Source organism: Kitasatospora sp. NPDC034533 (assembly GCF_055575155.1).
Window position 1 is genome coordinate 1 of sequence record NZ_JBVITE010000086.1, and the last position, 25,680, is coordinate 25,680.

Sequence of the window (25,680 nt, forward strand, 5' to 3'; positions counted from 1 at the left end):
GCCCGCACACACGCCGGCCTGACCGACCTCGACCCGAGCACCACCCTCGTCATCGGCCACTGGGCCTACCACGGCTCGGGCTACAGCCCCGGCGCCGAACTCCTCGCCGCCGCCGTCTGGCACCGCAGAGAACTGGAACGGCAGTTCACCGCAGAAGGCGTCTGCTGATGACCCCACTCCCGGGGCCAGGCGGGGACCTGCTGACGGTCCCCCAGGTAATGGCCCGCCTCCAACTCGGCCGCTCCGCCGTCTACGACCTCCTCCGCACCCGGCAGCTCGCCTCCATCACCCTCGGCCGCGCCCGCCGCATCCCCACCCACGCGCTCACCGACTTCATCCGCACCCGACTCGAACAGGACGCCGCCTGATGACCACACCCCGCGACACCAACCCCTCCCGCCGCAGCCGCGCCAACGGCGACGGCACCGTCTACCAGCGCAAGGACGGCCGATGGGAAGCCGCCGGATACGTCCTCGCCCCCGGCGACACCCGCAAGCGCGTCCGCGTCTACGGCATCACCCGCAAGGAAGCCCTCGCCAAGCTCACCGAGAAGATCGCCACCAGCAACCGCGGCGTCCCCATGGTCTCCACCCAGGGCAGCCTCGGGGCGTACCTGACGTACTGGCTGGAGAACGTCGCCGTCCACCAGCTCCGCGAGACCACCCACACCCGCTACACCGCCTGCACGAACCGCTACCTCATCCCCGGCCTCGGCCAGAAGAAGCTCGCCAAACTCTCGGCCAAGGACGTGCGCACATGGCTCAACCAGCTCCGCACCACCTGCCAGTGCTTCACCCGCGGCCTCGACGCCGCCCGCGCACAGCCCCGCTGCTGCGCCACCGGTACATGCTGCGGCAAGCGGCTCTCCCCGCTGACCCTCGCCTACATCCACTCCGTGCTCAAGTCCGCCCTGGAGCACGCCGTCCGGGAGGAAGAGATCCCGCGCAACGTCGCCCGCAACGTCCGCACCGGCACACCCCGGCCCCGCCGCTTCGAACCCCTCACCGCCGACGAGGCCCGCACCTTCCTCGCCGCCGCCCAGGGCCACCGCCTCCACGCGCTGTTCGAACTCGCCCTCCGCACCGGACTGCGCAAGGGCGAACTCCTCGGCCTGCGCTGGGAAGACCTCGACCACGCCAGCGGCACCGCCAGCATCCGCCGCACCCTCCAGCGCACCCGCACCGGCGGCCTGACCACCCTTCCCACCAAGACGGTCAGCTCCGAACGCCGCATCGCTCTCCCGGCCCCCTGTCTCCTCGCACTCCGCGCCCACCGCAAGCACCAGGCCCAGGAGAAGCAAGAGGCCGGCGCGGGCTGGGTGGACAGCGGCCACGTCTTCACCCGGCCCGACGGTCACCCCATCGAGCCTGCCACTCTCACCCGCCACTTCAACGCACTCCTCCGCCGAGCGCACCTGCGCCAGATCCGCTTCCACGACCTCAGGCACTCGACCGCGACCCTTCTCCTGGAACAGGGCGTCGAACTCGTCGTCATCAAGGAACTCCTCGGCCACGCCCACATCGGCGTCACCGCCACTGTCTACGCCCACGTCCGACTCCGCCTCCAGCGCGACGCCATCGACCTCCTCGGTCGCACTCTCGGCAAGCTCTCCGAGGCCACCACCGACCCCGACGACGGCGACGATCCGCCGCTTTGTGCAGCCCCCGTGCGCTGACGTTGCCGTCAACTACTGCCGTCAAAACGCCCAGAAGCCCTCCCCGGGACCTACCACGGGGAGGGCTTCTATCATTAGCACTTATTCACAGGGCGCTAATAAAGTCCACTGTAAAGAATTACCTCTTCTCGCGCCGGTCCGGTCACCGGGATCCGCTTCCACCACCATTCACGTTCACTCCCGGAGCGAGCGTCCACCTTTTCAACACGAAGCTGATCATCCGGCTCCGTGAAGGAGATAAAGCGGTTGTCGATTTCAGAGATCAGGCTTTCGAAGCGAGATCTCAGCGCGACATCAAGAGCACCCATTCCATCCTGGATGAAATCCCGGAGGACCAAAGCGGCGATCAAGTCATGCGCCCCCCATACGGACCTGTCCGAGCTGGGCAAGGAGAGGTCTGCCTCAAGCTTCCCTACGTGAGTCTTCCAGGAAGCCAGAAGATGGGGAAGAGTGATACTCCGCTGGCCAGAGAGGTGGACGGTCACCCCCTCCAATGTGCGAAGGTCATCGGGGGAAAGGCGTCCAGAAATCCAAGACGGGTCAGAATTTGTCACGATAGTCACGGCTTTCCAAGCGAACCGGGATAGTACGACGTACTCTTCCACGGCATATCGTAGTTAACGATCACCCTCACGCCCCTGTAGTCAAATTGTGCGGCGTTCTGGTCGCCGATACGAACCGGGCCAGCCTGGCGCAAAGTCGTCTCAACCTCTGCTACTGTCGGCCGCCCCATGGCTGGGTTTCCGCCTCCCGTATGCCCATTCACGAACTCCACGATCTCGTCAAGCGAGTATTCGCTACCATGGAAGTCCTCTCCACCAAGATGGTCGCCGATCTTTCCACCAATCGGCTTCCCGCAGAATGGGCCGCTATTGTGCACGAGAATCGGCGTGCTGCCAGCGAGTACATAGTACGTGTGCTATGCGACCCCTCTCTACTTGCTTTTTCGCAGGTCAACGGTGGTTTGACGGTCCGTCGGCGTCCGTAGATGTGCGCCGAAGTCCGTGGTTGTTGCCGTCACTACTGCCGTCAGAGGTATAGACCAGTCGTGCTGTTGTCGGCCGCGCGCGTGATCCTACTGCCATGCTCCGGGCTCGGCGCGGACGACGGTGCGGGTGGTCTGCTCGTACGACTGGTGGCCAGTCTGCGCGCAGTGTCCGGCGATCCAGCGCGTCAGCTCTTCCGGGGTGTGCAGCTCGCCGGACGGGGCTCCGCAGTCCTGTTCTTCGCCGGTGATGCAGACGGCTTCGAAGGTCGGCAGTGCCAGGGGGTCGAGGTCGGTGGTCACGTTGTACTCGCGGAACCGGTAGCGGGTGGTCGTGCCCATCAGCGTGTCCTTTCATCGGGTATCGAAGGTCTGCTGCCGTGGAGACGTAGCGGACTTGGCCGTCACTGCTCGTCAGGTCGGGCACCCTCGGTCGCCTGCTGCGGGGCGGGGATGCGCTGCCCGCGTGAGTCCGCGATTCTGAGGGCATCCGACAGGGCCTCGGTCAGCCGGCAGGCCAGCCAGCGGTGTTCGACGGCTGGCCGCGCGAGCGTTCCAGGTGCCAGGACGCCTCGGGCGTACTCCAACAGTTCCTCGCCCATGCCGATCTGCACCGTTTCGATGTCGTCGGCGAGGGTCGAGAGGTAGCCCCTGCCGTCGGTGCTCAGGTAGCAGGGGTTCCCGTCCGGGGTGGTCCAAGGGAGCAACCGAGGCCCCTCCCCTGCGGACTCCGCACTCCGACGAGGCAGGTGTTCCGCTTGGCTGCTGTTCTGGTTCATCGTGCCCGCCCGTGGTCGGCTCCGCTGTGGCTGTTGATCAGGGTCCCCTTTGGCGCGAACCTTGCGGAGTAGCCAGCGTGTCTGCCTTGCTGTCTGCCAAGCTGGCCAGGTGAGGGAGACGGTCGGGGAACTGGTCAGGCGGCTGCGCCTGGCACGTGGTTGGAGTCAGCGGCGGCTGGCCGAGGCGCTGGCCGATGCTGCTCCTGGGCGCGTTCCTCCAACGCGCAACGACGTGTCCCGCTGGGAGATCGGCACTCGGTCCCCGCGCGAGTGGCTGCCCTTCCTCGCGCTGGTGCTGGAGGTGCCGCGCGAGCTGCTGGAAGCGGCGAAGGCAGTCCAGCCCCCCGAGTCCGCGCCGCGTGTGCTGACCGTGGCCGACTTCCTGCCCGCGGGCGACCCGCTGTCCCTGCTGAGCGCCCGTACGGGCCGTCGGATCGGGGCTGGGCAGGTGGCCGACCTGGCTCAGCGGGTGCACGGCCTGCGGCTGGCCGACGACCTGGTGTACGGCAAGGACTTGATCGGCCCCGCCCTGCGGGAGCTGCGGGCGGCGGTGAAGCTCTACCGCGAGGGCACCCACACCGAGCAGGTGGGCCGCGAACTGCTACGGGCGATTGGCGAATTGGCGCAGATCGCCGGTTGGGTCGCCTCCGATGCGGGCGAGCATGCCGAGGCGGAGCGGATCTACCGGCTCGGGATCAGTGCCGCCCGTGCCGCCGGGGACGGGGTGCTGTCGGGGAACGTGGCGGGCTCGCTGGCCTACCAGTGGAGCAACACTGGACGCCCCTATGACGCTGTTAACCTCGCCACCGCCGCCGTCGAGGAGGCCGGTCCCGATGCTCCGGCGAAAGCCCGCGCGCTGTACCTGGACCGGGTGGCCTGGGCGCACACCCGCGCCGGCCAGGACCGCCCGGCGATGGCTGCCCTCGGGGAAGCCAGCGAGGCCCTGGCCCAGGACTCGGCCGGCACCGAGTCACCTTCGTACCTGTACTGGATGGACGCCGGGGAACTGCAGGTCATGGAGGCACGCGTCTACACCGAGCTGCACCGGCCGCTGCGCGCCGTTCCGCTGCTGACGGACGTCCTGGGCCGTTACGACGCCAGTCACGCGAGGGAGTTGGCGCTGTACCTGTCCTGGCTGGCCGTGGCCTACGCCGATGCGAACGAGCCCGAGGCCGCAGCCGGGACGGCTGGCCGGATGCTCGCCCTGGGGCAGAGCGGCAGCGAACGCACCACGGAGCGCACGCGGATCGTGCTGGACCGGCTGCGGGCGTTCCGCGACGTCCCCGAAGTCGCCGAACTGCTGGCGTCCTGACCCTCCCGATCGCGCGTGGGGCGAGTTCGGACTACTGCCGGTCGGCGTCTCGGCACGCGGCACGGCACGTGGCACGGCTCGTGCGTGGGCTGGTCGCTCGGCGCGGGTGCGGTCGGCGGGTCGGCGGGGAGCCTCGCTCCGTGCCGGAGGCGACGTCGGCCACCGCCCTCGGCGAGCCCGGCGATAGAAGCGGGTCGGACCCCTGGCCGACCCTGTTGCCCGCGATCCGGCCGTAGGACGGTCGCAGGCGACTCCTTGCTCCGCGGCGCGGGCAAGGAGTCCTTACTCCACAACTTGCTCCGACCCTGGGCGGTGCCGGGGTAAGCAGCGCTTACCCCACAACTTGCTCCCATCGGGCACCAGTCGAGCCCCGCTCACGACCCGGCGGACCGCTGACCGCCGACACCCGTGAAGACCTCGGGGCCGGTCCGGCCCTGGGTCGGTCGGCGACGTCGGGCCAGCTCCAGCGGGCGGGGCCCGCCTTGAACCTCGTAGAGAAAATCTGGACGCACAGCTCCAGCCTCTGGCCGTCCAGCGGCCGACGGGTCAGCAACCTCGCTCGGTGCCGCCCGCTTCGAGGGCTTCGATGCGGGCACGCAGGGCGGTGAGCTGATCAAGCGTCTCGGCCAGTGCCAGCTCCAGTGCCTCGACGCGTGCCGCCGTCCCGCCGACGGGCGTGTTACCCGCCTCCCCGTCACCTGAGTCACCGTCGGCGTCGGGGTGGGCGACGAAGGCTCCCTTGCCGGGGCGGGAGATCGCGTAGCCGTCCTGCTTCAGCAGGGCCATGGCCTTCTGCACGGACAGGCTGGAGGCCCCGTACTCCGCCATCAGCACGGCCTGTGTCGGCAGCGCGTCCCCGGGCTTCAGCTCCCCGGAGCGGATCCGCTCCCGCAGGGCCTCGGCGATGACCTCGAACGTCAGCAGCACCGTGCCGCCCGCCGGTCTACGTCCCCGCCGCCCCACCGTCACCGCAGGTCACCCCGCCTTCTCTGTGCCTCTACCACTGAAATCCGGCCCGTCCAAAACGGAAGACCGGGGCCACAGTACTCGCGTCCCCACCGGCCACCGAAATAGATGAGGAGGGATGCACTTGAATGCGCTCCTGAAGCGATGCTACCTTCACGCACCGCTGGTGAACACCACCGCTGACCAGGCCAGACGCCCCCGGCCCACCATCCGCACCCGCCGTCACGCGCACCGTGCCCACGTGCGCCGATCACCCGGGTCGCCCCTCAATCGCCTCTCCTCTTCTCCCGACTCCTGCCGGAGGTCTGTCCCCATGCCCGCGCAGCTCCAACTCCCCACCCCCGCAACCACCTCCACTCCCGCCAGCGCCGACACGTCCGCGAACAGGAACTCGGCGCTGGAACGCCGGGCGCGGCTGACCGCCAGGCTGGCCAAACTCGCCGCCGCCGGATACCTCGCACCCCTGGCCCGCCAGATCGGCTCACTGGGCGGCTGCGCCCGCCCGATCCGCATGACCGGCCACCGCACCCGCCTGGACACCGCCACCGGCCAGATCCTCGACCACCTCGACACCCGCCACCTGCCCGCCGGCGAACTCCTGGTGCGCTGCGGCAACCGCCGCACCACCCGCTGCCCCGCCTGCTCCACCCTCTACCGCTACGACACCTACCAGCTCATCGCCGCCGGACTACGCGGTGGCAAGACCGTCCCCACCAGCGTCGCCACCCATCCCCGCGTTTTCGCCACCCTCACCGCCCCCGGCTTCGGCCCCGTCCACAACCAACCCGGCACCGCCCCCTGCACCTGCGGCACCCGGCACGCCGACGGCGACCCGCTCCTCGGCACCCCACTGAACCCGCAGCGGTACGACTACAACGGCGCGGTGCTGTGGAACGCCCACGCCCCCGCCCTGTGGGCCCGCTTCACCACCCACCTGCGCCGCGAGATCGCCAAGGCCGCCGGACTGACCCAGCGCACCCTGCGCCACCACGCCACGCCCTCCTACGCCAAGGTCGCCGAATACCAAAAGCGCGGCCAGATCCACTTCCACACCGTCATCCGCATCGACGGACCCACCGGCCCCAACAGCACCCCACCCACCTGGGCCACCACCGAGCTCCTCGACCACGCCGTCCGCGCCGCCGCCAACCGCACTCGCGTCCAGCACCAACACCCCTCGCGGGCTGGGGAGGCCGACCCGGCACAGTCGGCGGGGCCCTCGGTGTTCCGGTTCGGGCGGCAGATCGACGTCCGCGCGATCCGTAGTACCGACTTCACCGGCGACGCCCCCGTCACCGACCGGCACGTCGCCGCCTACATCGCCAAGTACGCCACCAAGGGCGCCGAGACCGCCACCGGCACCCTCGATCGCCGACTCCGCTTCCTCGCCGAACTCGCCCAGTACGACCTGACCGACCACGCCCGCCGAATGATCCACACCGCCTGGCACCTTGGTGCCCGGCCCGAGCACGCCCACCTCCGCCTGCGCCAGTGGGCCCACATGCTTGGCTTCCGAGGCCACTTCTCCACCCGCACCCGCCGCTACTCCACCACCCTCACCCACCTCCGAGCCGAACGCACCGCCTGGCGCACCCGCCAACCCGAAACCGCTGCCCCGACGCCGACCGACCCGGCAATGGTCGACCGGCACGCCGGACTTCCGATGGGTGGGGGCCGGTCGGTCACTGACCGGCTCGGTGACCGCGATGACCTGATCGCCGGTCACACCGACCCCGGCCCCGGTCACCGCGCGAAGGACGGGCGGCGCGGCGGCACGGACACGACGCTGGTGATCTCGCACTGGCAGTACGCCGGAACCGGCCTCCTGCCCGAACTCGCCCACCTCTCCGACCTCCTGGCCACCCAGCCGCGCCCCCGGCCCGAGCAACCGAGCCGCCCCAGGCACGCACAGCGCTCCCGTGACCGGGCCGGTCACTCCACCGACCCGCTGACCACCCCCGTCCAGACAGGGGCGACCGCGTGACCGCCGACAGCGAACTCCTCACCGTCCCCGAGGTCATGGCCCGCCTCAAGATCAGCCGCTCCACCGTCTACGACCTCATCCGCACCCGGCGGCTGGCCTCGATCACCATCGGCCGCGCCCGCCGCATCCCCGCCCATGCCCTGACCGCCCTCGTCCACACCCACCTCGAAGAGGCATCCTGATGACCACCCTCGACACCAACCCCACCCCCAGCACCGGCTCGCGCAGGGTCCGCGCCAACGGCGACGGCACCGTCTACCAGCGCAAGGACGGCCGCTGGGAAGCCGCCGGCTACGTCCTGGCCGTCGGCGACACCCGCAAGCGCGTCCGCGTCTACGGCATCACCCGCAAGGAAGCACTCGCCAAGCTCACCGAGAAGATCGCCACCAGCAACCGCGGCGTCCCCGCCCCCTCAGCGCAGGGCAGCGTTGCAGCGTTCCTCGCTTACTGGCTGGAGACCGTCGCCGTCCACCGGCTCCGCGAGAACACCCACACCCGCTACACCGCCTGCACCCGGCTCTACCTCATACCCGGCCTCGGCCGGAAGAAGCTCGCCAAGCTCACCGTCAAGGACGTCCGTACCTGGCTCGACCAACTCCGCACCACCTGCCAGTGCTGCGCACGCGGCCTCGACGCCGCCCGCGACCAGCCCCAGTGCTGCGCCACAGGGAAGTGCTGCGCCAAGCGCCTCTCCCCGCTGACCCTGGCCTACGTCCACTCCGTGCTCAAGTCCGCCCTGGAGCACGCCGTCCGCGAAGAGGAGATCCCCCGCAACGTCGCCCGCAACGTCCGCATGGGCACCCCGAGGCCCCGCCGCTTCGAACCCCTCACGACCGAGGAGGCCCGCGCGTTCCTCGCCGCCACGGCCGGACACCGGCTGAGCGCGCTATTCGAACTCGCCCTGCGCACCGGCCTGCGCAAGGGCGAACTCCTCGGCCTGCGCTGGGAAGACCTCGACCTGGCCGGCGGCACCGCCAGCATCCGCCGCACCCTCCAACGCACCAACTCCAGCGGCCTGACCGCGCTCCCGACCAAGACCCAGAGCTCGGAACGGCGGATCGCCCTGCCCACGCCGTGCCTACGCTCCCTCGAACAACACCGCGACCAGCAGCGCCAGGAACGCGAAGCCGCAGGCACCGGCTGGAAGGACAGCGGCTACGTCTTCACCCGGCCCAACGGCGCCCCCATTGAAGGGGCCACGCTCACCCGACACTTCAACACCCTGCTCCGCCGGGCCAGGCTCCGCCGCATCCGCTTCCACGACCTCCGCCACTCGGCGGCCACCCTCCTCCTGGAACAGGGCGTCGAACTCGTCGTGATCAAGGAACTCCTCGGTCACGCCCACATCGGTGTCACGGCCACGGTGTACGCCCACGTCCGGCTCCGCCTCCAGCGCGACGCCATCGACCTCCTCGGCAATGCCCTCCGCGACCCCGCCAAGCCCGCCACCCGGCCCGAGGACGGCGACGAACCAACGCTTTGTGCAGCACCCGTCCGCTGACGTTGCCGTCAACTACTGCCGTCAAAGCTCCGGCTGGCCGGTCGATGGTCGACCGCCAGCCGGAGCTATTACTATCCAGTCTGGTCCCCACGGCGACACTCTCAGCAGAAGACAAATCTTCGCCGGGCCCATGCAATAATCGCACCATGATTGATCCGATGAGCATCGACTTGCCCCGATTCCTTACCAATTGGTACGGATCCCCCGATGCTCCACCACGCCGCCTGCCGGACAGCGTCGCATGGCTGCCCGAACCCTTGAAGGAATGGCACGAGATCTCGTCTCAATGGACAAGGTCGCTCATGACTATCAAGAGGATGCGGGCGCCAGAAGCAATCGTGGCTAAGGATGGGAAAGCCATCTTCATGGCAGACCCCGGAGACGCGGTTTGGGCATTCGATCCGAACAGTCCGATGGATGTATATGAGGGAGAGCTCTACGAGGGGTGGGAAAAGTCCACCGAGAGCCTTCCTGAATTCTTGATCCACAATGCCTTGAGCGAGGCCGCCTACAACGCCACGTCCAGGCGGGCTTGCGACGAGGTGCCGGAGAGTCGATTGCAGGAAATCCTGGCCCCAGTGACAGAGGTTGCATTCAGCGGGTGGCGATGGCCCCGCCCAGGACACCGAGTCTTCATGAGCGAGGGACTTGTAGCCGACGTGGGACCAGCACTGGAGGACCACGCCCCCTACGGGAACAGGCCTGGGTATGTGCAAATCCAAATTGGGAGCAACGATCCAGCTCTGCTGACTTACATTGACGAGCTGCACGGCCTCAGCTGGTTGAGGTCTGGTCGCATCGGCTAATCGACAGGGCTTATGCCCAGTATGTAAATATCCGGGCATGCAACGACCCCGGCAGGACTGCCCTGCCGGGGTCGTTTGCTTTCTGCTAGCCCGCACCCGTGAACGGGACGGTCGTAATACTCCCGTCGCCTGCCCGATAGGTCACCCTAAGCGTTGCACCTGGCGGCAACATCGTCGGGAGCCTATCGGAGCATGCTCCGCAAATATAGTCGCCACTGATGAAGAGCTGCCCGTCCATGGAACCGGTCCTCCGCATGGCGGCTGCCGCCTGAGCCTCCAGATGATGATAGAAATCACCAGACCCTGGGGGTCGCACATAGCCATCCCCAACATTTCCACGCCCGGATGAAAGGGCGATCGGGTCGTCGTGGCCATCCAGGTAGAGAGCCCCATTCATGTTGCCTGGATTTGCGAACTTACCGCCTGCCGCATTTGCCGCAGCAAGCCCTTGTTCATCCGTAAGAATGCAGGGGCCGGAATTATGAACCAGTACTGGCGTGTTCCCCGCCAGTACATAGTACGTGTGATAGGCGACCCCTTCCTGACTGCGTTTTCGCAGGTGAGCGGCAATCTACCGGTCCGTCAAGGTCCGTGGAAGTGCGTTGTTGTCCAGCCCTGTTGCCGTCAGCGTTGCCGTCAGAGGTCTACACCACTGGGGGTTTCCGGTGGGTGGCAGTGAGGGCGGTGGAGCGGGCTTTGGCCGGTGTCCTGCCCGGGTTGGGGTCGGGCATGGTCAGGGGGTCGTAAGCTTGCTCGCGATCTCGGGCAGGCTTTGGGCCTGCCCGCAATTGGCCCGAGTGGCCCCCTGGCCTTGCCCGACGCGGGCCCCGGACCGGGTAGGTGGGTAGAGCACGCTTCGCCGCCCGGCCCGCGCCCGAGCATCGAGCCCGCCATGGAGCGTCGGTGCTGGGCCGTCCTGCCTGGCGCGAGCCGCTGGTCTTCCCGGTCAGCGCCAACCCGGAGATGCAGCCTGGACGCTGGCCGATCCAGGCTTCCTCTGCTGGCCCCGCCCTGGCCTGCTGCCAGGCCACCCCCGGGCCCCACCCGGCCCTTCCTCCGTCTTTGCGCGCGCAGGGTGGCCGGGCCGTCGCGCGGTGGGGCGTAGACAGGAAGCGCGGGGCGGCTCGGCCTGCGGGCGCGCGCGGCCCGCGTAGGCGGGCCGCCTTGAACCCGTAAGGAAAGTTTCGACGCACTCGACCACCGGGGCCGCGTCTCGCTGAACTGTTGAACCGGCCTGCCCACCATCGCTGTTCACCGGACTGACTGTGTCCGCGCTGGACTGTGGCACAGCCGATGGCCGAGAGTCCCACTTCCTACGCCCCGAGACGGCAGCCTTGTGCGAGGCCGGAGAGGCCGGGCTCAGCTACGGGCGCTCACTTCGCTGGCCACGATGATCCGGCCGCCGGCCTTCCGCACGGACCGGCTGACGCGGGCCTTCTCGTCGGGCAGGACGGAGAGCATCTCGCCGGTAGGGACGATGATGGTGTCGGCGTCGCCGTCGAGGAGCATCTGAAGCGCGTAGGTGAGTCCTCGGCGCTGGTCGGGTTCGGTGGCGCCCTCGTCGTCGTGGATCACGCCCGCGAGGTGCAGGCCCGACTCGCGGGCGATCCGCTCGCACATCGCCTGCCGGGTGACGACGGGCTCGTCCTTGGCGGTGCACAGGTAGACGACGGCGGTGGGCTTCGCAGGCTTGGTCATCTCTTCGTCCCATCTCAGTTCGGCCCGGCACGGGACCGCTGGTGACGCTGTGTTGGTCCGTGCCGTTCGTTCGGTTACTGAGATCGTCGGGCGTCGCCGTCGGGTGGCCCAGGACTGTGCGGGGTCAGTTCTCGCACCGCCCGGCGTGGATCTGATACATGGTGTCTCTGCCGTGCTGGTCAGAGTTCGACGGCCAGGAAGTCGGCGAGTTCGACGAGCTGTGGCGACAGGCCGCGCTTGCGTCGGGTGACGAGGCTGGTGGCGATGTCGCGGGCGTATCGCTGGTAGCGCAGCCATTCGGGGGCGGCCTGCTTGATGCCCATCAAGATGTCGGTGGCCGACGCGTGGTCGCGCTGTTCAGTGTGGGCGGCAGCGAGGTCGAGCAGGTGGCGGTTGCGGTTGTTGGAGGTCGAGCGGGCGGGTGCGGTGACCTGCCCGGAGAGCTGGAGAGCCTTGCCGTACTCGCGCAGGACCATGGCGTTCTCGACCTCCTTCATGGCCACTGTGTTGGGGCCGAAGGTCGTCCAGTACTCGTGGTAGTCGATCACATCCCGGCCGACCAGGACGGCGGCGGCCTTGGCCTGCCGAATCATCTCGTCCGCCTCCGGAGTCCGGTTGTTGCGCACGGCCGCCGCTGATCCTCGCAGCAGCAGCCAGCCCCAGGTGCCGAGGTGGCTGGCGGTGGAGTGCCGGAAGGACGGCTCGATGGCGTCCGCCGTGGCGATGGCCACGTCTTCGGCCTCGTCGAAGCGGCGCTGGCGAAGCAACAGCCAGCACAGCGAGACCACCGCGGACGCGCCGAGTACCTGGTTGCCGCTTCGTTCGGCCAGATCGATGGCCCGGTTCAGCGCCTGGTACGCGAGATCGTCATGCCTCAGGTGGATCAGCGTGGAGCCCGCCAATTGGTACGCCTGCGCCTGCACCTCCAAGGCCGCCAACCGGGCTTCCCCTTCGGCCAGTTCGGCGACCTGGGCGGTCTCGGTCAGCACGCTCGGCAGTGCTCCCAGGGTGGCCGCGTAGTCGTCACCCTGGTAGAGGCGGTTACCTTCGCGCACCGACGCGCGGACCCCGGTGATGGTCGGGGCGTCGTGAGCGTCATCAGCGTGGGCCACCCGGCCCAGACCCCGGGCGGGTGTGATCACCCGACGGATCGCCAGAATCCCGGCCGGATCGACCTCCGGGCCGACTGGTGCTTCGATCGGTCCGGTCTGCATGAGGTCCGTCGTCTTCACGCCCAACGCCTGGGCGAGCTGGCGCAAGGTGCCCATGCGGGCGCTCTCGCGGTCGTTGCGCTCCAGCTTCCGGATGGTCGCCACCGACACCCCGGACGCCTCCGCGAGCTGTTCCTGCGTCATGCCCCGGCGTCGGCGCAACCGCCCGATCCGGTCACCGATGCTCTCCGCCATGGCCACCCCTGAACCTGCGTCTTCGTTCCTCGCCAACGGTACGCCGCCCTCCAAGACCTGGTGTGAACAGCGGGCGACCGTAACCGACCGGGTGGTCCCGCTCGTCAGGACCGCTGGGGTCAGTCGGGCTGCCGCGCAGTGCTCTTCTTCGGCTTGACGCCGGCCTCCAGGGCTTTGATGCGCTCGCGCATCTCCTCGATCTGCTCCAGCGCATCCTCCAGGACATCGGACAGGTGCTGGATGCGCTGGCGCGTCATCAGCTCCTCCGGAGACGGGCCGCTGTAGGTCTCCAGCGCGCCCGGGACCGCCGAGAGCTGGCCGACGGCCACGGCCTCCACGACCGTCATGCCGCCCGTCTCGGTGGGGACGCCGCGACGGATACGCGTGCCCTTGCCCTCGACCAGCAGGAGGACGAGCGCATGGTGGGCGGCCTGCTCGTCGATGCCGAGCATGTCGGCGACCTGCTGATCGGTGAGCTCGGTCCCCTCCTGGAACGTCCCGTCGGCGATCTTCTTCGCCAGCTGCTCGTAGGCGAGACGGGACGCCATCGTCGGGTCGTCCGCACTCCGCACGAAGACATCCAGTGCGCTGCCGGACTCGTCGCGGGCGAGCCACCGCTCATCAAGGAGTTTGCGGATGGCCGCGTCGACCGCCGTGACAGGTGCCCCGTACTGCTCGGCGAGGCTTTCGCGTGCGGGCAGCTTGGCCCCGGCTGCGAGGTCGCCGGCTCGGATCTGGCGCTCCAGGTCTGCGCTGATCGTCTGGTAGGCGCGCTCCAGGTCCACGGTCTGGCTGACGAAGGTGCCCTTGCCGGGCTTCGAGACCGCCCAACCCTGCTCCCGCAACAGGGCCATAGCCTTCTGCACCGTCAGGCTCGACGCCTTGTAGGTCTTCATGAGCTGGCTCTGCGAGGGCAGCAGCTGCCCGGGCCGTAGGGCGTTGTCCCTGATCTGCTGCTTCAGGTCGTCGGCGATGCGCTCGAAGGTCAAGCGAAGGCCATCGGGCTGGGACACCAGTCCCCCTCTGTCGGTGTGCGGGTCGAGACGGGCCCGGGCCACCCGTGTCCGCCGGTCACCAGGGTAGTCAGCCACGGATGGGGTGGAAACCATTTGGATAGGGATGGACTTGGATGGGGTCGGATGGAGTGTGCTAACGTTCCGGCACGTGATCGCACCAGCGGCCACACGGACCCCAGCCGTTCCGGGAGGAACAGATGCGCAACATCCCCATCGACACCACCGTCGCCACCGCGATGCTCGGCGTTGTCCGCGACAAGGTGAAGGACTTCCAGACTGGCGAGATCGCCGTCGACAAGGAGACCGGCGCCAGGCTCCTCGTGGCGGACGTGATGTTTGTCCTCGACGGCCGGGCCGAGATGATCTCCGTCACCGTCCCCGAGACCGGCCTCGCCAAGGGCACCAAGCCCGGCGCTCTCGTCGCCTTCACCGGCCTCGTCGCCACCCCGTGGGAGAACAACTTCAACGGCCAGGCCCGCCACGGCATCGCGTTCCGCGCCGCCGCCATCACCGCCAAGGCGGCCTGACGATGCTGACGGCCACTCCGTACATATCGCCCGGCACCCTGCTCTGGCTGCTCGTCCCGGCCACGGCCCTGCTGCTGGGGCGGATGGTCTTCGTCTCGGTGCGCTGGCTGCGGGCCGACACCGAGACCCGGATCAGCCTCGGCCAGGCCCGCCGCATCCGCCGCACCTGGAAGCGTCTCGCCCCCATGGCCGAACTCGCCGCCAAGGACTCCACCCCGAGCGGACTGGAGCACCTGAGCACCGACGGCAAGGCACCCAGGCCGAAGATCCGCATCCCCCGGATCACCACCAAGGCCGACGAGTTCGGCGTCACCGTCACCGCAACCACCCTGCCCCGCGTCGGCCTCGAAGCCTGGCAGGACGCCGCCGACGACCTGCGCAACGGCTGGGGCATGACCCGCGTCAAGATCACCCAGCCCAAGCCCGGCCAGATCACGGCACGCGGGTTCCGCCGCGAACCACTCGACACCCCGATGCCCTCGCCGCTGTTCCGGGCCGACGGCTCACTCGCAGTCGAACCCGGCTCGCTCACTACCGCCGACGACGTTCTGTTCGGGTGGGATGAGGACGGGCAGCGCATCCGCCTCAACCTCGCCAAGAGCGCGCACGGCCTCATCGCGGGCGTCACGCGGTCGGGCAAGTCGATCACCGTCAACACGCTCCTCGCCTACGCGTCGCTGATGCGGGACGTTCAGCTGATCGTGATCGACCCCAACCTCGCCGCAGCCGCACCCTGGTGGCGCACGGCCCACAAGGTCTCGGCCTCGGTCCATCCGGACGAGGCGTCAGACGTCCTCACCTGGGTCCGGGAGGAGATGGACCGCCGCGAGAAGCTGTTCTGGTCCGCGCGCACCGACCGGATCACCACCTTCAGCGAGGAGCTACCGCTCCTCGTGGTCGTGATCGACGAGGTCGCCAACTACACCCGGCACTCCGACCGCAAGGCCCGCGAGCGGTTCGAGGCCCAGCTCCTGGCCATCGCCAGCCAGGGCGCGAAGTTCGGCGTCCGGTTGTGGCTCATCACGCAGAAGCCCTCCGCCGACGTGCTGTCCACCGCTATGCGCACCAACCTCTCGGCCCGTATCTGCCACCGAGTGGACACCGTCGAGGACTTCCTCCACCTCTACCCGGACGGCCGGGAGCTGGAGGTCAGCGCGGCAGACCGGGAGATGCCGCAGGGAGTCTCCATCGCCTCCATCGGCGACATGCGCACCCCCGTGCGGATGCGCTCGGTCTATCTGCCCACCGAGGCGTGCTGGCAGATCAACGAGGCCATGTGCCAGGCCGGACTCCAGGTCCGTGACCTGCCGACCGGCACCGACTTCGTGAAGGCCGCCTGATGCGCGCTCACCTCCGCTTCCGTGCCAGATTCCGGCGGCCCTCCGCCGCCCGCAGACCCCATCCCGGCAGGGGCGTGACCTCCTACCTCCGCCCCTGCCGGGGCCCTCCCCTCCACTACCTCCGGCGCCGCACGCCCGCGCCGTGACGCAGAAGGGTCATGCCCTCATGACGTTCCCCACCCCCGACACCCCGGCCGCTCCTCCGCTGTCGCCGCAGGACCTGGCCTCGCTCGGCTCCCTCGGCAAGCTCCCCAGCCTGGTCCGCCAGCTGACCACCCTCGGCGGATGCTCCCGCCCGGTCCGCCTCGACGGCCACCGGACCGAGGTCGACTCCGCCACCGGCCTGATCCTCCGCCACCTCGACTCCGCCGAGATGCCAGCCGGCTGCCTGCTCGTCCGGTGCGGCAACCGCCGCACCACCCGATGCCCGTCCTGCGCCGAGGTCTACCGCCAGGACACCTTCCAGCTCATCACCGCCGGCCTGCGAGGCGGCAAGACCGTCCCCGAAACCGTCGGCCGCCACCCTCGTGTCTTCGCCACCTTCACCGCGCCGTCCTTCGGCCCGGTTCACAACCGACCCACCGGCAGCCCGAACGCGGCCCGCCGCTGCCGCTGCGGCCAGGCCCACACCGAGGACGACCCTGCTCTCGGCTCCCCGCTCACCCCGGACCGCTACGACTACCAGGGCGCGGTGCTCTGGAACGCCCACGCCCCGGCCCTGTGGTCCCGCTTCATTCTCAACCTGCGACGGGAGGTCGCCCGCCTCGCCGGGATCGCCCAGCGGAAGCTGTCCTCGGCCGTCAAAGTCTCGTACGCCAAGGTCGCCGAGTACCAGCGACGCGGACTCGTCCACTTCCACGCCGTCATCCGCCTCGACGGACCGGAAGGCTACACGTCCCTCCCGCCCGCCTGGGCCACCGTCGACCTGCTCACCGACGCGATACGCGCTGCCGCTGCCCGGGCTGCCGTCGTCGGGCCGGAACTCGGCGGTGAGACAACCACCTTCGAGTTCGGAAGCCAGCTCGACGTGCGCCCCATCCGGACCGCCGACTTCGACGGCGGCACCCAGATCACCGAGCGGGCCGTCGCCGCCTACATCGCCAAGTACGCCACCAAGGGTGCCGAAGGAGCCGCCGGAACCCTCGACCAGCGGCTGCGGCTGATCGGCGAACTCGCCCAGTGGGACATACCCGTCCACGCCGAACGGATGATCCGCACCGCCTGGGAACTCGGCACCCGCCCCGAATTCGCCGACCTCAAGCTCCGCGCCTGGGCGCACATGCTCGGCTTCCGAGGCCACTTCTCGACCAAGACCCGCACCTACTCCACCACCCTCGCCGAGCTACGGCAGGCACGGGCGGACTGGCAGCGCTTGCAGGCGGAAGCCCCGGTCACCGGACCTGACGACACCTCGATGCTCGTCCTGTCGCACTGGGCGTTCTCCGGCATCGGCCTCACTCCGGAACTCGCGCGACTCACTGCTGCCGTGGCACCGCCGATCAAGCGGACGGGGGTGGCTCTCGGTGCGTGACGACGAACTCCTGACCGTTCCCGAGGTCATGGCCCGGCTCAAGGTCGGCCGCTCCACCGTCTACGACCTCATCCGCACCGGGTGGCTCGCCTCGATCACCATCGGCCGCGCTCGCCGCATCCCCGCCCGGACCCTCACCGACTACATTCACCACCTCGAAGAGGCAGCCTGATGACCACGCCCCGCCCCACCACCCGCAAGACCCGCGCCAACGGCGACGGCACCATCTACCAGCGCAAGGACGGCCGCTGGGAAGCCGCCGGCTACGTCCTCGCACCCGGAAACACCCGCAAGCGCGTCCGCGTCTACGGCACCACCCGCGCCGAAGCCACCGCCAAACTCACCGAGAAGATCGCCACCAGCAACCGCGGTGTCCCCGCACCCTCCGCACAGGGCACCGTCGGCGCCTACCTCACGTACTGGCTGGAGACCGTCGCCGTCCACCGCCTCCGCGAGAACACCCACACCCGCTACACCGCCTGCGTGCGGCTGTACCTGATACCGGGCCTCGGCCGGAAGAAGCTCGCCAAGCTCACCGCCAAGGACGTCCGTACCTGGCTCGACCAGCTCCGCACCCGCTGCCAATGCTGCGCACGCGGCCTCGACGCCGCTCGCGTCCCGAACGCGCCGGGAGAGGCCGGTCGTCCCCGCTGCTGCGCGATCGGGAAGTGCTGCGGCAAGCGGCTCTCCGCACTGACCCTCGCCTACGTGCACTCCGTGCTCAAGTCCGCGCTGGAGCACGCCGTCCGCGAGGAGGAGATACCCCGCAACGTCGCCCGCAACGTCCGCATGGGCACACCCCGACCCCGCCGCTTCGAACCGCTCACCGCCGACGAGGCACGTCAGTTCCTGGCCGCTACCCACGGCCACCGGCTTCAGGCGCTGTTCGAACTCGCCCTACACACCGGGCTCCGCAAGGGCGAACTCCTCGGGCTGCGCTGGGAAGACCTCGACCTCGCAGGCGGCACTGCCAGCATCCGCCGCACCCTTCAGCGCACCAACTCTGGTGGCCTCATCGCCCTTCCGACGAAGACCCAGAGTTCCGAGCGACGCATCGCTCTGCCGACCCCGTGCCTGCGCTCACTCGTACGCCACCGCGACCAGCAGCGCCAGGAACGCGAGACGGCGGGCGCGGGCTGGCTGGACAGCGGCTACGTGTTCACCCGGCCCAACGGCGCCCCCATCGAAGGGGCCACACTCACCCGGCACTTCACCGCCCTCCTCCGCCGGGCCGGGCTCCGTCGCATCCGGTTCCATGACCTCCGGCACTCGGCAGCGACCCTGCTCCTTGAGCAGGGCGTCGAACTCGTCGTGATCAAGGAACTCCTCGGCCACGCCCACATCGGCGTCACCGCCACCGTCTACGCTCACGTCCGGCTCCGCCTCCAGCGCGACGCCATCGACCTCCTCGGCAACGCCCTTCGCAACCCCGACGAGAGCGCCATCCGACCCGACGACGGCGACGAACCGCCGCTTTGTGCAGCACCCGTCCACTGACGTTGCCGTCAACTACTGCCGTCAAGACAGCAAAAATGCCCCGCCAGAGCATGCTCTGGCGGGGCATTTCCTATTCAGCGCAGGCCCCACCGATAATCTCGGAGGACCCCACGCTGCGGGATTTCGCCACGCAGATTATTGGTCCACTGCTATCTCCGACCATAGGGAGTTCATCGCCCCCGACGGTCTCACAGCTCCTCGCATTAATCCGATCCAATCATGGGGTATTCTCGGCCGGATGCCAGAAGTTATCCCTCCACCAATAAAGGACGGTGCGATCTCCCGGCCAAGGCAACACCCAATCATCGACGTCCTCAAAGATGTCAACTTCGAGATCGATTCGGCGCCAGCCTTCATCGAGCGACTCATTGGCAGCCGGAGGTCTCACCAGCCCCCTGAATCGCATTTCACTTGCCGCGAATTCCTCATAATTCTGCTGAGCTTCAATCAGCGAGACCTTGTTGGCGCCACTGCGGGCAGTCGGCCAGCGCAGCTGGGAAACATCGTCCTCCCAGAAGCAGATCTTGCAAATCGTTGAGGACCCGGGCGGTTCAGTGTGGGCCAGATAGCCGCAGCACGGGCATGGGAATCTCGGTTCTGATTGACTCATCACGGCACCAACGTTCCAGGCTGCCTATTGAAATAGGACTGATCGGCCTTATAGAAGGTAATTATCCCCTTATCGCTCCGCATGCCGAATTCGCCACTCTCCTTATCGAAGTAGTAACGCGTTGAACCATCGACCTTGATTTGAACGCCGGGCCGACGACCATCACATTCACACATTAGATCCTGGGCGGCATAGTCATACTCCGACTTGGTGTCAAAGCCCATCTCCTCACCATGCTTATCGAAGTGCTGGTTGAGATTATCTGGGCTAGTCCACTTATCCCCGCCGCAGCCCGGGCCAGTGTTATGGACGAGCACCGGCGTATTTCCAGCCAGTACATAGTACGTGTGCTACGCGACCCCTCTCCACCTGCTTTTTCGCAGGTCAACGGTGGTTTGACGGTCCATCGGCGTCCGTGGATGTGCGCTGAAGTCCGTGGTTGTTGCCGTCGCCGCTGCCGTCAGAGGTGTAGACCAATCGCCCTCGCCGACGGCTGCGCGCGTGATCCTACTGCCAAGCTCCGGGCTCGGCGCGGACGATGGTGCGGATGGTCTGCTCGTACGACTGGTGACCGGTCTGCGCACAGTGGCCGGCGATCCAGCGCGTCAGCTCCTCGGGGGTGTGCAGCTCGCCGGACGCGGCAGCGCAGTTCTGTTCCTCGCCGGTGACGCAGACCGCCTCGAAGGTCGGCAGCGCCATGGGGTCGGTCACGGTGGTCACGTGGTACTCGCGGAAGCGGTAGCGGGTGGCCTTACCCATCAGCTCTCCTCCTGTCCGCCAACGGGGCCAGCGTTCGCAGGTTCACCCTCCTCGGCCGCCTCCTCCTGCGGCGCCGGGATGCGATCTCCGCGCGACTGGGCGACCCTGAGCGCGTCCGACAGAGCCTCGGTCAGCCGGCTGGCGAGCCAGCGGTATTCGATGGCCGACTGCGCCTGGGCTCCGGGGGCCAGGATGCCCCGGGCGTACTCCAGCAGCTCCTGGCCCATGCCGAGCTGCACGGTTTCGATGCCGTCGGCGAGCGTCGAGATGTAGCCCTTGCCGTCGGTGCTCAGGTAGCAGGGGCGCCCGTCCTCGGTGGTCCATGGCAGCAGGCGGGGTCCCGCCATGCCCGACGCCGCTTCGTGCAACTCCCTGCGACGCAGACGGTTCGCGTCGCTCCTCGGCATGCCCATAGTGGATCCCCGGCCTCAGTCGCTGGAACAGGACACGGCGACCGTAACGACCTGATCACACGTCAATCCATGGACCCAGCACGGCAGATCACAACGCAAGGTCTGCGAATTGCCACGCTGCGTAGCACCTATCCGACGATGCCCAGGTAGCCGGCCATCTCGCGCATGTCGCTGGTCAGCGTGCGCTTGCGCTTGCTCAGGATCTCCTGCATCGTCTCGGCCGCCGAGTTCTGGTGCCTCAGCCACTCGGGGGCGGCTTCACGAGCGCGGGTCAGCTCGTCCATGGCGGCCGACAGGTCGCCGGTTCGCGTGTGGGCGCGCGCCATGTCCAGGGTGAAGCGGTTCCCGTCGTTCGTGCTGGGCCTACCCAGTCGCTTCCACGCCTTCGGTGACAGCTCGACCTCTTCGCCCGCCTTGCGCACCACCGCGCGGGCGTCGCCGACGACCATGGAGTCTTCGAGTGCCTTGATGGCGGCGGTCACCGGTCCGAAGACGGACCAGTGCCGGGAGACGTTGCGGTGTGCTGTGCCGACGGCGGTTGCCGCCACCCGCGCTGCCCTGCGATACTCCTTGGCCTCGTCCGGGCGGTTGTTGCGTGCCGCCGCGGCTGCGGCCTCCATGGCCAGCCCGCCCCACACCGCGTAGTGGTCGGGCGCGGCACCGGTGATCTTCGGCTCCACCACGTCCATGCTCTGGGCGGCGATCCGCTCCGCCTCCTCCAGCCGGCCTTGCCGCACCAGCAGCCAGCACATGCAGCCGACTCCGGAACCGGCCGCGAGCAGGTCCCCGCCCTCCCGCGCGTCCGCGATGGCTCCGCGCAGGGCCGTGTAGGCGATGTCGTACTGCCTCACCTGCGTGAGGTAGGTGCCGGCCAGGCGCAACGCCTCGGCGCGGGCGAGCAGGGCTTGCCGGTTCTCTTCCCCGCTGTCGTAGTGGGCGACGGCCCGCGCGGCATCCCGCAACAGGCCGGGCAGTTGGGCGGCAACGCTCTTGTAGCTGTCGGAGAAGTACAGCACCCGCGCGTCTCGAACCGTTCGCGCGTAGGCACGCAGGTTCGGTTCCTCGCCCACGGCCTGGGCGTCCTGGTCCACCAGCCCCACCGCCGGAGTGAGCGCGGCGCGAAGCTGGATGAGGTTGAGCCGGTTCGGCTCCTCCGCCCGTCCCACCGGCTCCGGCGCATCGGACGCGACGAGGGCCGCCGTGGGGATGCCCAGAGCGCGGGCCAGAGCGTGAAGCGTCTCCATGCGGACCGTTCCGCCTTGCTCAACCTTCCGAACGGTTGCTGGGGACAGGCCCGCCGCGTGGGCAAGCTCCTCCTGACTCATCCCGGCGCGACGCCGGTACTTCCGTACGTTGTCCGCGAGTTCCATCGTCATCTGCTCACCACCTCCAGCGCCACGGTACGCCTGATGGGCGAACTGACCAGGTTCTCTGGGCAGATACCCACCCGGGACGGTGACCCACCGCCACACGCGGCGTCGGGCACGCGGTTGACTGGAACGGCGCGGCACCGGAGCCTCCGGCAGGCTGCGGGCCTGAGCGGGACGGGTCCCTCGTCGGTCGGGCAGCTTCGCCGGACCAGGGTTCTCCGGGGGCCGCCAAGGCTCACCACGTGACGCCTGCGCTCGGCCTTGGCGGCCCCCGGGGGTTCTCCTGATCGGGGCGGTGCTCGCCCTGGCGGCCCTGTGGGCTGTGGTCGGCCTGGTCCGGTACCTGCGGGTCGATCGTGAGACGCGGGCGAGTATCCGGCAGGGGGTGCGCATCCGGTTCGGGTGGGAGCGGCTGGCCAAGATGGCGGGCCTGTCGGTGACCGACAAGACGCCGACGTTCCTGGCCGAGCTGGTCAGCCGCGAGGGCGCGACGCCCAAGCCTCGGGTCCTGGTTCCGCGTATCAAGGTGAAGCCGGACCGGTTCGGGGTGGTGGTGCGGGCCAAGTGCCTGCCGAAGGTCGGGCTGGAGGAGTTCCAGCGCTCGGCGCGCTTCCTCGCCGACGCCTGGCGCTGCGCACGGGTGTCCGTGCTGCCGGACGGTCCCGGGCGGGTGGTGATCCGGGCCGTGCGCCTGGACCCGCTCATCACGCCGACCGCGCACATCCCCACGGGAACGGTGCCGGGGAGCCTGGACACGTGGGGGCTCGGGCTGGACGAGTACGCCGACGACGTCAGCCTGCCGCTGGCGAACGTTCCCGGCGTGACCGTGGCCGGCCTGCCCGGCTTCGGCAAGACGTCGCTGATCAACAAGCTCATCTGCGACCTGGCCCCCTCCGACTCGGTCCAGTTCGCCGTGGCGGACGGCAAGGTCTGCACCGCCCACGAAGGGGACTACGCCGATCTGACGCCCCGCCTGTTCGCCTTCGCGGGTGACGACCTGGCGGAAGCCAACGCGCTGTTCAAGCGCATGGTGAAGCTGCGGCGGGGCCGGTCCTCGTCAATCCGCGCCGTCCTGGGCGTGAAGAACTTGTGGCACGTCGGTCCGTCCCGCATCTGGCCGCTGACGATCCTGATCATCGACGAAGCGCACACCTACTTCCGCGAGTACAAGGGCAACGACGCCGAGACGAAGAAGCTGGCGGCCCTGTCGGCGGAGAACGCCCGACTGGTCGAGGACCTGGTGAAGAAGGGCCGCAGCGTCGGCATCATGGTCATCCTGGCCACCCAGAAGGCGACCGGCGACGCGATCCCGACGTTCATCCGGGACGTGTGCCCGCTGGGGCTGTCCTTCGCGCAGAAGACGGCGGAAGCCTCCGTGGCCGCGCTCGGCGACGACATTCGCAACTGGCCGGACGCGAACCCGGTCAATCTCCAGGACCCGGCCTACGTCGGGGTGGCCTCCATGGGAGTGCAGGGCCGTCCGGGCTTCACCCGCGTGCGCACCCCGTACGTGTCCGACGCCGACGCGGCCAGGATCGCCGACGACACCGCCCACCTGACCGAAGACCCGGCCGCGTACCTCGACGTTTACCCGGGCCCCGTCGACTGGAAGCCCGCCTTCATGGACGACGACGCCGACACCCTGATGACCGAAGCTGCCTGACGCCTCCAGTAACTCCCCATCAAGAAAGGAGAGTTGGCCTGATGGCCGAGGATCGCCTCACACAGCGCACCGTGACCGTGGTCATGGCGGTCATCGCCCTGCTGGCGTTCGTGTTCTCCTTCGGCAACGTCTGGGCCCTGGCCCTGCGCCTCGGGGTACCCCGCCCGGTCGCGCCGCTAATCGCCCCCATGGTTGACCTGTCCGTGATCGGGCTCCTCGTCGGTCTGCGCTTGCTGTCCCTACGCGGCGTCCCGCAGGAGGAACTGACGCCCGCAACCCGTCTGATGCACCTGTGCGGCCTGCTCACCCTGGCTCTGAACGTCGCCGAGCCCCTGGCGGCCGGACACTACGGCCGCGCCGCCGTCGATGCGGTCGCACCGCTGCTGCTGCTCGGCTGGGGCAAGGTCGGCCCCCAGCTCCTCCGCCACTTCCACACCCTGAGCGCCTCGAAGCCGGCAGAGGCCCCCGCCCCGGTTCCGGCTGTGGAACACCTGCCGGACCCGATCGCATCGCTCGACCCCGCACCGGAACCCGTCCTCGCACCGGCCTCCGAGCCGGCGCCTGCCCCGGCTGCGATCCTCACTGATGAGCCCGGGCCTGCTCCCGTGCCGGCCAAGACGACCGTCTCCGCCTCGCTCCCGGCCGTCCCTGAGGCCCTGCTGACGGCTGCCCGGCGCATCGCCGAGACGCATCACGCCGAACAGGGCGAGCACATTACGCCCGGTCAGCTCAAGGCCCGCCTGGGCGTCACGCTGCCGCTGGCCACCGCCGCACACGCTCAGCTCTTCGCCTGAGCCCGGGCCCCTTCCCCACCTGACCGCCCCCGCCCGACCGGGCTCGGCTTCCCATGCCCCGAGCAGCACCAACACGCCTTCCTGCCTGGCTGGTTGCTGCTCGGGGCCACCCACCCACAGAAGGGACACGCCCCGAATGGTCACCCTGGACCTGCACCACGTGGCAAGCCCCGCCCTGCGGGACCTGATCCACCTGGTCAACCTGCCCGACTTCGACCGCGCACACCAGCAGATCGACCGCCTCGGCGGCTGCACCGAACCCGTGCGCCTGATCGGCCAGACCACCACCATCGACACGGCCACCGGCGAGGTACTGCGCTCCTACACCACCGCCGCCGAGCCCACGGGCAACCTGCTGACGGCCTGCGGCAACCGCCGCGCCTCACGCTGCCCGGCCTGCTCCCGCGTCTACGCCGCCGACACCTTCCAACTGATCCGGGCGGGCCTGACCGGCGGCAAGAGCGTGCCGGACACCGTCCGCACCCACCCCCGCGTGTTCGCCACGCTCACCGCGCCCTCCTTCGGCCCCGTCCACAACCGCCCCACCGACACGGGCGGCGCACTGCGGCCCTGCCGCTGCGGCAAGCTCCACGAACCCACGGACGCGCTGCTCGGCACACCGCTGGACCCGAAGACCTACGACTACCCGGGCGCGGTCCTGTTCAACGCCCACGCCGGAGCCCTGTGGGCGCGCTTCACGATCTACCTGCGCCGCGAGATCGCCGCCCGGCTCGGCCTGACCCAGAAGGCGGCCCGCGCCGTACTGCGCGTCTCCTTCGCCAAGGTCGCCGAGTACCAGAAACGCGGCCTGGTCCACTTCCACGCCGTCATCCGCCTCGACGGCCCGGACGGCAGCACCCAGCCCCCGCCCCTGTCCGCCACAGTCACCCTGCTCGCCGACGCCATCCGAGCCGCCGCCGCCCGCGTCTCGATCAGCGTCGTCTCGGACGCGGTCGGGGAACGCGAACTCACCTGGGGCGAACAGCTCGACGTGCGCGAGATCGCCGCCTTCGGCACCGACGCCGAACTCACCAATCACGCGGTCGCC

Annotated in this window: 28 protein-coding genes; 15 read left to right on the forward strand and 13 right to left on the reverse strand. The window is 69.0% G+C overall.

Annotated features, from left to right (window positions below):
- Positions 1–167 precede the first annotated feature (167 nt).
- Entirely contained in the window at positions 168–368 is a 201-nt protein-coding gene (locus ACZ55U_RS35460) for a helix-turn-helix domain-containing protein (RefSeq protein ID WP_465533069.1), read from the forward strand.
- Positions 368–1,675: a tyrosine-type recombinase/integrase gene (locus ACZ55U_RS35465; RefSeq protein ID WP_465533071.1), complete on the forward strand. Its 1,308-nt coding sequence runs from the start codon at positions 368–370 to the stop codon at positions 1,673–1,675. Before ACZ55U_RS35460 ends, ACZ55U_RS35465 begins: the two co-directional genes overlap by 1 nt.
- A gap of 95 nt (positions 1,676–1,770) precedes the next feature.
- Here ACZ55U_RS35465 and ACZ55U_RS35470 read toward each other — a convergent pair whose 3' ends face one another.
- The 3 genes from ACZ55U_RS35470 to ACZ55U_RS35480 form a co-directional block, all read right to left on the reverse strand.
- On the reverse strand, positions 1,771–2,025 hold the full coding sequence (locus ACZ55U_RS35470; protein ID WP_465533073.1) for a hypothetical protein: 255 nt from the start codon (positions 2,023–2,025) through the stop codon (positions 1,771–1,773).
- A gap of 725 nt (positions 2,026–2,750) precedes the next feature.
- Entirely contained in the window at positions 2,751–3,002 is a 252-nt protein-coding gene (locus tag ACZ55U_RS35475; RefSeq protein WP_465533075.1) for a DUF7848 domain-containing protein, read from the reverse strand.
- Positions 3,003–3,064: 62 nt separating this feature from the next.
- Positions 3,065–3,367 carry a hypothetical protein gene (locus tag ACZ55U_RS35480; RefSeq protein WP_465533077.1) on the reverse strand — a complete coding sequence of 101 codons (303 nt, stop codon included), beginning with the start codon at positions 3,365–3,367 and terminating at the stop codon, positions 3,065–3,067.
- 181 nt (positions 3,368–3,548) lie between these two features.
- On the opposite strand from ACZ55U_RS35480, the gene ACZ55U_RS35485 reads away from it, so the two are divergent.
- Positions 3,549–4,751, forward strand: a complete 1,203-nt coding sequence (locus tag ACZ55U_RS35485) for a helix-turn-helix domain-containing protein (protein ID WP_465533079.1) — start codon at positions 3,549–3,551, stop codon at positions 4,749–4,751.
- Positions 4,752–5,297: 546 nt separating this feature from the next.
- On the opposite strand, the gene ACZ55U_RS35490 is transcribed toward ACZ55U_RS35485, so the two are convergent.
- Complete coding sequence (locus tag ACZ55U_RS35490) at positions 5,298–5,678, reverse strand: winged helix-turn-helix domain-containing protein (RefSeq protein ID WP_465533081.1); 381 nt, start codon at positions 5,676–5,678, stop codon at positions 5,298–5,300.
- A gap of 352 nt (positions 5,679–6,030) precedes the next feature.
- Here ACZ55U_RS35490 and ACZ55U_RS35495 point away from each other — a divergent pair, with 352 nt between their 5' ends.
- From ACZ55U_RS35495 to ACZ55U_RS35510, 4 genes are all read left to right on the forward strand, one after another.
- Complete coding sequence (locus ACZ55U_RS35495; RefSeq protein ID WP_465533083.1) at positions 6,031–7,701, forward strand: replication initiator; 1,671 nt, start codon at positions 6,031–6,033, stop codon at positions 7,699–7,701.
- Positions 7,698–7,883 (forward strand): helix-turn-helix domain-containing protein, encoded by a 186-nt coding sequence (locus ACZ55U_RS35500; protein ID WP_465533085.1) that lies wholly within the window; start codon positions 7,698–7,700, stop codon positions 7,881–7,883. The genes ACZ55U_RS35495 and ACZ55U_RS35500 overlap by 4 nt, the downstream gene beginning before the upstream one ends.
- Entirely contained in the window at positions 7,883–9,202 is a 1,320-nt protein-coding gene (locus ACZ55U_RS35505; protein WP_465533087.1) for a tyrosine-type recombinase/integrase, read from the forward strand. Before ACZ55U_RS35500 ends, ACZ55U_RS35505 begins: the two co-directional genes overlap by 1 nt.
- A 158-nt stretch (positions 9,203–9,360) precedes the next feature.
- Positions 9,361–10,008 carry a hypothetical protein gene (locus ACZ55U_RS35510; RefSeq protein ID WP_465533089.1) on the forward strand — a complete coding sequence of 216 codons (648 nt, stop codon included), beginning with the start codon at positions 9,361–9,363 and terminating at the stop codon, positions 10,006–10,008.
- An 85-nt stretch (positions 10,009–10,093) separates the two neighbouring features.
- On the opposite strand, the gene ACZ55U_RS35515 is transcribed toward ACZ55U_RS35510, so the two are convergent.
- The 4 genes from ACZ55U_RS35515 to ACZ55U_RS35530 form a co-directional block, all read right to left on the reverse strand.
- Entirely contained in the window at positions 10,094–10,405 is a 312-nt protein-coding gene (locus ACZ55U_RS35515; protein ID WP_465533091.1) for a DddA-like double-stranded DNA deaminase toxin, read from the reverse strand.
- A 962-nt stretch (positions 10,406–11,367) separates the two neighbouring features.
- On the reverse strand, positions 11,368–11,706 hold the full coding sequence (locus tag ACZ55U_RS35520) for a hypothetical protein (protein ID WP_363539521.1): 339 nt from the start codon (positions 11,704–11,706) through the stop codon (positions 11,368–11,370).
- A gap of 179 nt (positions 11,707–11,885) precedes the next feature.
- A complete protein-coding gene (locus ACZ55U_RS35525) occupies positions 11,886–13,112 on the reverse strand; it encodes a helix-turn-helix domain-containing protein (protein WP_465533121.1) in 1,227 nt (408 codons plus the stop codon).
- Between the two features lie 119 nt (positions 13,113–13,231).
- A complete protein-coding gene (locus ACZ55U_RS35530; RefSeq protein WP_465533093.1) occupies positions 13,232–14,101 on the reverse strand; it encodes a GntR family transcriptional regulator in 870 nt (289 codons plus the stop codon).
- 224 nt (positions 14,102–14,325) lie between these two features.
- Between ACZ55U_RS35530 and ACZ55U_RS35535 the strand changes: the two genes are divergently transcribed.
- The 5 genes from ACZ55U_RS35535 to ACZ55U_RS35555 all read left to right on the forward strand — a co-directional run bounded on the left by ACZ55U_RS35535 (position 14,326) and on the right by ACZ55U_RS35555 (position 19,023).
- Positions 14,326–14,655 (forward strand): SCO3933 family regulatory protein, encoded by a 330-nt coding sequence (locus ACZ55U_RS35535; protein WP_465533095.1) that lies wholly within the window; start codon positions 14,326–14,328, stop codon positions 14,653–14,655.
- Positions 14,656–14,657: 2 nt separating this feature from the next.
- On the forward strand, positions 14,658–15,995 hold the full coding sequence (locus ACZ55U_RS35540) for an FtsK/SpoIIIE domain-containing protein (RefSeq protein ID WP_465533097.1): 1,338 nt from the start codon (positions 14,658–14,660) through the stop codon (positions 15,993–15,995).
- 166 nt (positions 15,996–16,161) lie between these two features.
- A complete protein-coding gene (locus ACZ55U_RS35545; RefSeq protein ID WP_465533099.1) occupies positions 16,162–17,526 on the forward strand; it encodes a replication initiator in 1,365 nt (454 codons plus the stop codon).
- The gene (locus ACZ55U_RS35550; RefSeq protein ID WP_465533101.1) at positions 17,519–17,698 is read left to right on the forward strand and encodes a helix-turn-helix domain-containing protein; all 180 of its coding nucleotides are present in this window, start codon (positions 17,519–17,521) and stop codon (positions 17,696–17,698) included. Before ACZ55U_RS35545 ends, ACZ55U_RS35550 begins: the two co-directional genes overlap by 8 nt.
- The gene (locus ACZ55U_RS35555) at positions 17,698–19,023 is read left to right on the forward strand and encodes a tyrosine-type recombinase/integrase (protein WP_465533103.1); all 1,326 of its coding nucleotides are present in this window, start codon (positions 17,698–17,700) and stop codon (positions 19,021–19,023) included. The genes ACZ55U_RS35550 and ACZ55U_RS35555 overlap by 1 nt, the downstream gene beginning before the upstream one ends.
- A 217-nt stretch (positions 19,024–19,240) precedes the next feature.
- Here the strand turns inward: ACZ55U_RS35555 and ACZ55U_RS35560 are convergent, their stop codons facing one another.
- From ACZ55U_RS35560 to ACZ55U_RS35580, 5 genes are all read right to left on the reverse strand, one after another.
- Positions 19,241–19,633, reverse strand: a complete 393-nt coding sequence (locus ACZ55U_RS35560; RefSeq protein ID WP_465533105.1) for a CPCC family cysteine-rich protein — start codon at positions 19,631–19,633, stop codon at positions 19,241–19,243.
- Entirely contained in the window at positions 19,633–19,857 is a 225-nt protein-coding gene (locus ACZ55U_RS35565; RefSeq protein ID WP_465533107.1) for a hypothetical protein, read from the reverse strand. Before ACZ55U_RS35565 ends, ACZ55U_RS35560 begins: the two co-directional genes overlap by 1 nt.
- A 283-nt stretch (positions 19,858–20,140) precedes the next feature.
- Positions 20,141–20,392, reverse strand: a complete 252-nt coding sequence (locus ACZ55U_RS35570; protein WP_465533109.1) for a DUF7848 domain-containing protein — start codon at positions 20,390–20,392, stop codon at positions 20,141–20,143.
- Positions 20,392–20,799: a hypothetical protein gene (locus ACZ55U_RS35575; RefSeq protein WP_465533111.1), complete on the reverse strand. Its 408-nt coding sequence runs from the start codon at positions 20,797–20,799 to the stop codon at positions 20,392–20,394. The genes ACZ55U_RS35570 and ACZ55U_RS35575 overlap by 1 nt, the downstream gene beginning before the upstream one ends.
- 134 nt (positions 20,800–20,933) lie before the next feature.
- The gene (locus ACZ55U_RS35580; protein ID WP_465533113.1) at positions 20,934–22,181 is read right to left on the reverse strand and encodes a helix-turn-helix domain-containing protein; all 1,248 of its coding nucleotides are present in this window, start codon (positions 22,179–22,181) and stop codon (positions 20,934–20,936) included.
- A 379-nt stretch (positions 22,182–22,560) separates the two neighbouring features.
- Here ACZ55U_RS35580 and ACZ55U_RS35585 point away from each other — a divergent pair, with 379 nt between their 5' ends.
- The 3 genes from ACZ55U_RS35585 to ACZ55U_RS35595 form a co-directional block, all read left to right on the forward strand.
- The gene (locus ACZ55U_RS35585; RefSeq protein ID WP_465533115.1) at positions 22,561–23,838 is read left to right on the forward strand and encodes a P-loop NTPase family protein; all 1,278 of its coding nucleotides are present in this window, start codon (positions 22,561–22,563) and stop codon (positions 23,836–23,838) included.
- 41 nt (positions 23,839–23,879) lie between these two features.
- Positions 23,880–24,632: a DUF2637 domain-containing protein gene (locus ACZ55U_RS35590; RefSeq protein WP_465533117.1), complete on the forward strand. Its 753-nt coding sequence runs from the start codon at positions 23,880–23,882 to the stop codon at positions 24,630–24,632.
- A 136-nt stretch (positions 24,633–24,768) separates the two neighbouring features.
- Positions 24,769–25,680 (forward strand): replication initiator (locus ACZ55U_RS35595; protein WP_465533119.1); only part of this gene is annotated, 912 nt, incomplete at its 3' end.

What these genes read in the sequence shown, in the direction of transcription:
- ACZ55U_RS35465 (WP_465533071.1), top strand. Translation starts at nt 368, where the DNA reads ATGACCACACCCCGCGACACCAACCCCTCCCGCCGCAGCCGCGCCAAC.
- ACZ55U_RS35505 (WP_465533087.1), top strand. Translation starts at nt 7,883, where the DNA reads ATGACCACCCTCGACACCAACCCCACCCCCAGCACCGGCTCGCGCAGG.
- ACZ55U_RS35555 (WP_465533103.1), top strand. Translation starts at nt 17,698, where the DNA reads ATGACCACGCCCCGCCCCACCACCCGCAAGACCCGCGCCAACGGCGAC.
- ACZ55U_RS35565 (WP_465533107.1), bottom strand. Translation starts at nt 19,857, where the DNA reads ATGGGCTTTGACACCAAGTCGGAGTATGACTATGCCGCCCAGGATCTA.
- ACZ55U_RS35520 (WP_363539521.1), bottom strand. Translation starts at nt 11,706, where the DNA reads ATGACCAAGCCTGCGAAGCCCACCGCCGTCGTCTACCTGTGCACCGCC.
- ACZ55U_RS35570 (WP_465533109.1), bottom strand. Translation starts at nt 20,392, where the DNA reads ATGGGTAAGGCCACCCGCTACCGCTTCCGCGAGTACCACGTGACCACC.
- ACZ55U_RS35545 (WP_465533099.1), top strand. Translation starts at nt 16,162, where the DNA reads ATGACGTTCCCCACCCCCGACACCCCGGCCGCTCCTCCGCTGTCGCCG.
- ACZ55U_RS35515 (WP_465533091.1), bottom strand. Translation starts at nt 10,405, where the DNA reads ATGAATGGGGCTCTCTACCTGGATGGCCACGACGACCCGATCGCCCTT.
- ACZ55U_RS35540 (WP_465533097.1), top strand. Translation starts at nt 14,658, where the DNA reads ATGCTGACGGCCACTCCGTACATATCGCCCGGCACCCTGCTCTGGCTG.
- ACZ55U_RS35525 (WP_465533121.1), bottom strand. Translation starts at nt 13,112, where the DNA reads ATGGCGGAGAGCATCGGTGACCGGATCGGGCGGTTGCGCCGACGCCGG.
- ACZ55U_RS35460 (WP_465533069.1), top strand. Translation starts at nt 168, where the DNA reads ATGACCCCACTCCCGGGGCCAGGCGGGGACCTGCTGACGGTCCCCCAG.
- ACZ55U_RS35580 (WP_465533113.1), bottom strand. Translation starts at nt 22,181, where the DNA reads ATGACGATGGAACTCGCGGACAACGTACGGAAGTACCGGCGTCGCGCC.
- ACZ55U_RS35590 (WP_465533117.1), top strand. Translation starts at nt 23,880, where the DNA reads ATGGCCGAGGATCGCCTCACACAGCGCACCGTGACCGTGGTCATGGCG.
- ACZ55U_RS35495 (WP_465533083.1), top strand. Translation starts at nt 6,031, where the DNA reads ATGCCCGCGCAGCTCCAACTCCCCACCCCCGCAACCACCTCCACTCCC.
- ACZ55U_RS35510 (WP_465533089.1), top strand. Translation starts at nt 9,361, where the DNA reads ATGAGCATCGACTTGCCCCGATTCCTTACCAATTGGTACGGATCCCCC.
- ACZ55U_RS35575 (WP_465533111.1), bottom strand. Translation starts at nt 20,799, where the DNA reads ATGCCGAGGAGCGACGCGAACCGTCTGCGTCGCAGGGAGTTGCACGAA.
- ACZ55U_RS35535 (WP_465533095.1), top strand. Translation starts at nt 14,326, where the DNA reads ATGCGCAACATCCCCATCGACACCACCGTCGCCACCGCGATGCTCGGC.
- ACZ55U_RS35475 (WP_465533075.1), bottom strand. Translation starts at nt 3,002, where the DNA reads ATGGGCACGACCACCCGCTACCGGTTCCGCGAGTACAACGTGACCACC.
- ACZ55U_RS35560 (WP_465533105.1), bottom strand. Translation starts at nt 19,633, where the DNA reads ATGAGTCAATCAGAACCGAGATTCCCATGCCCGTGCTGCGGCTATCTG.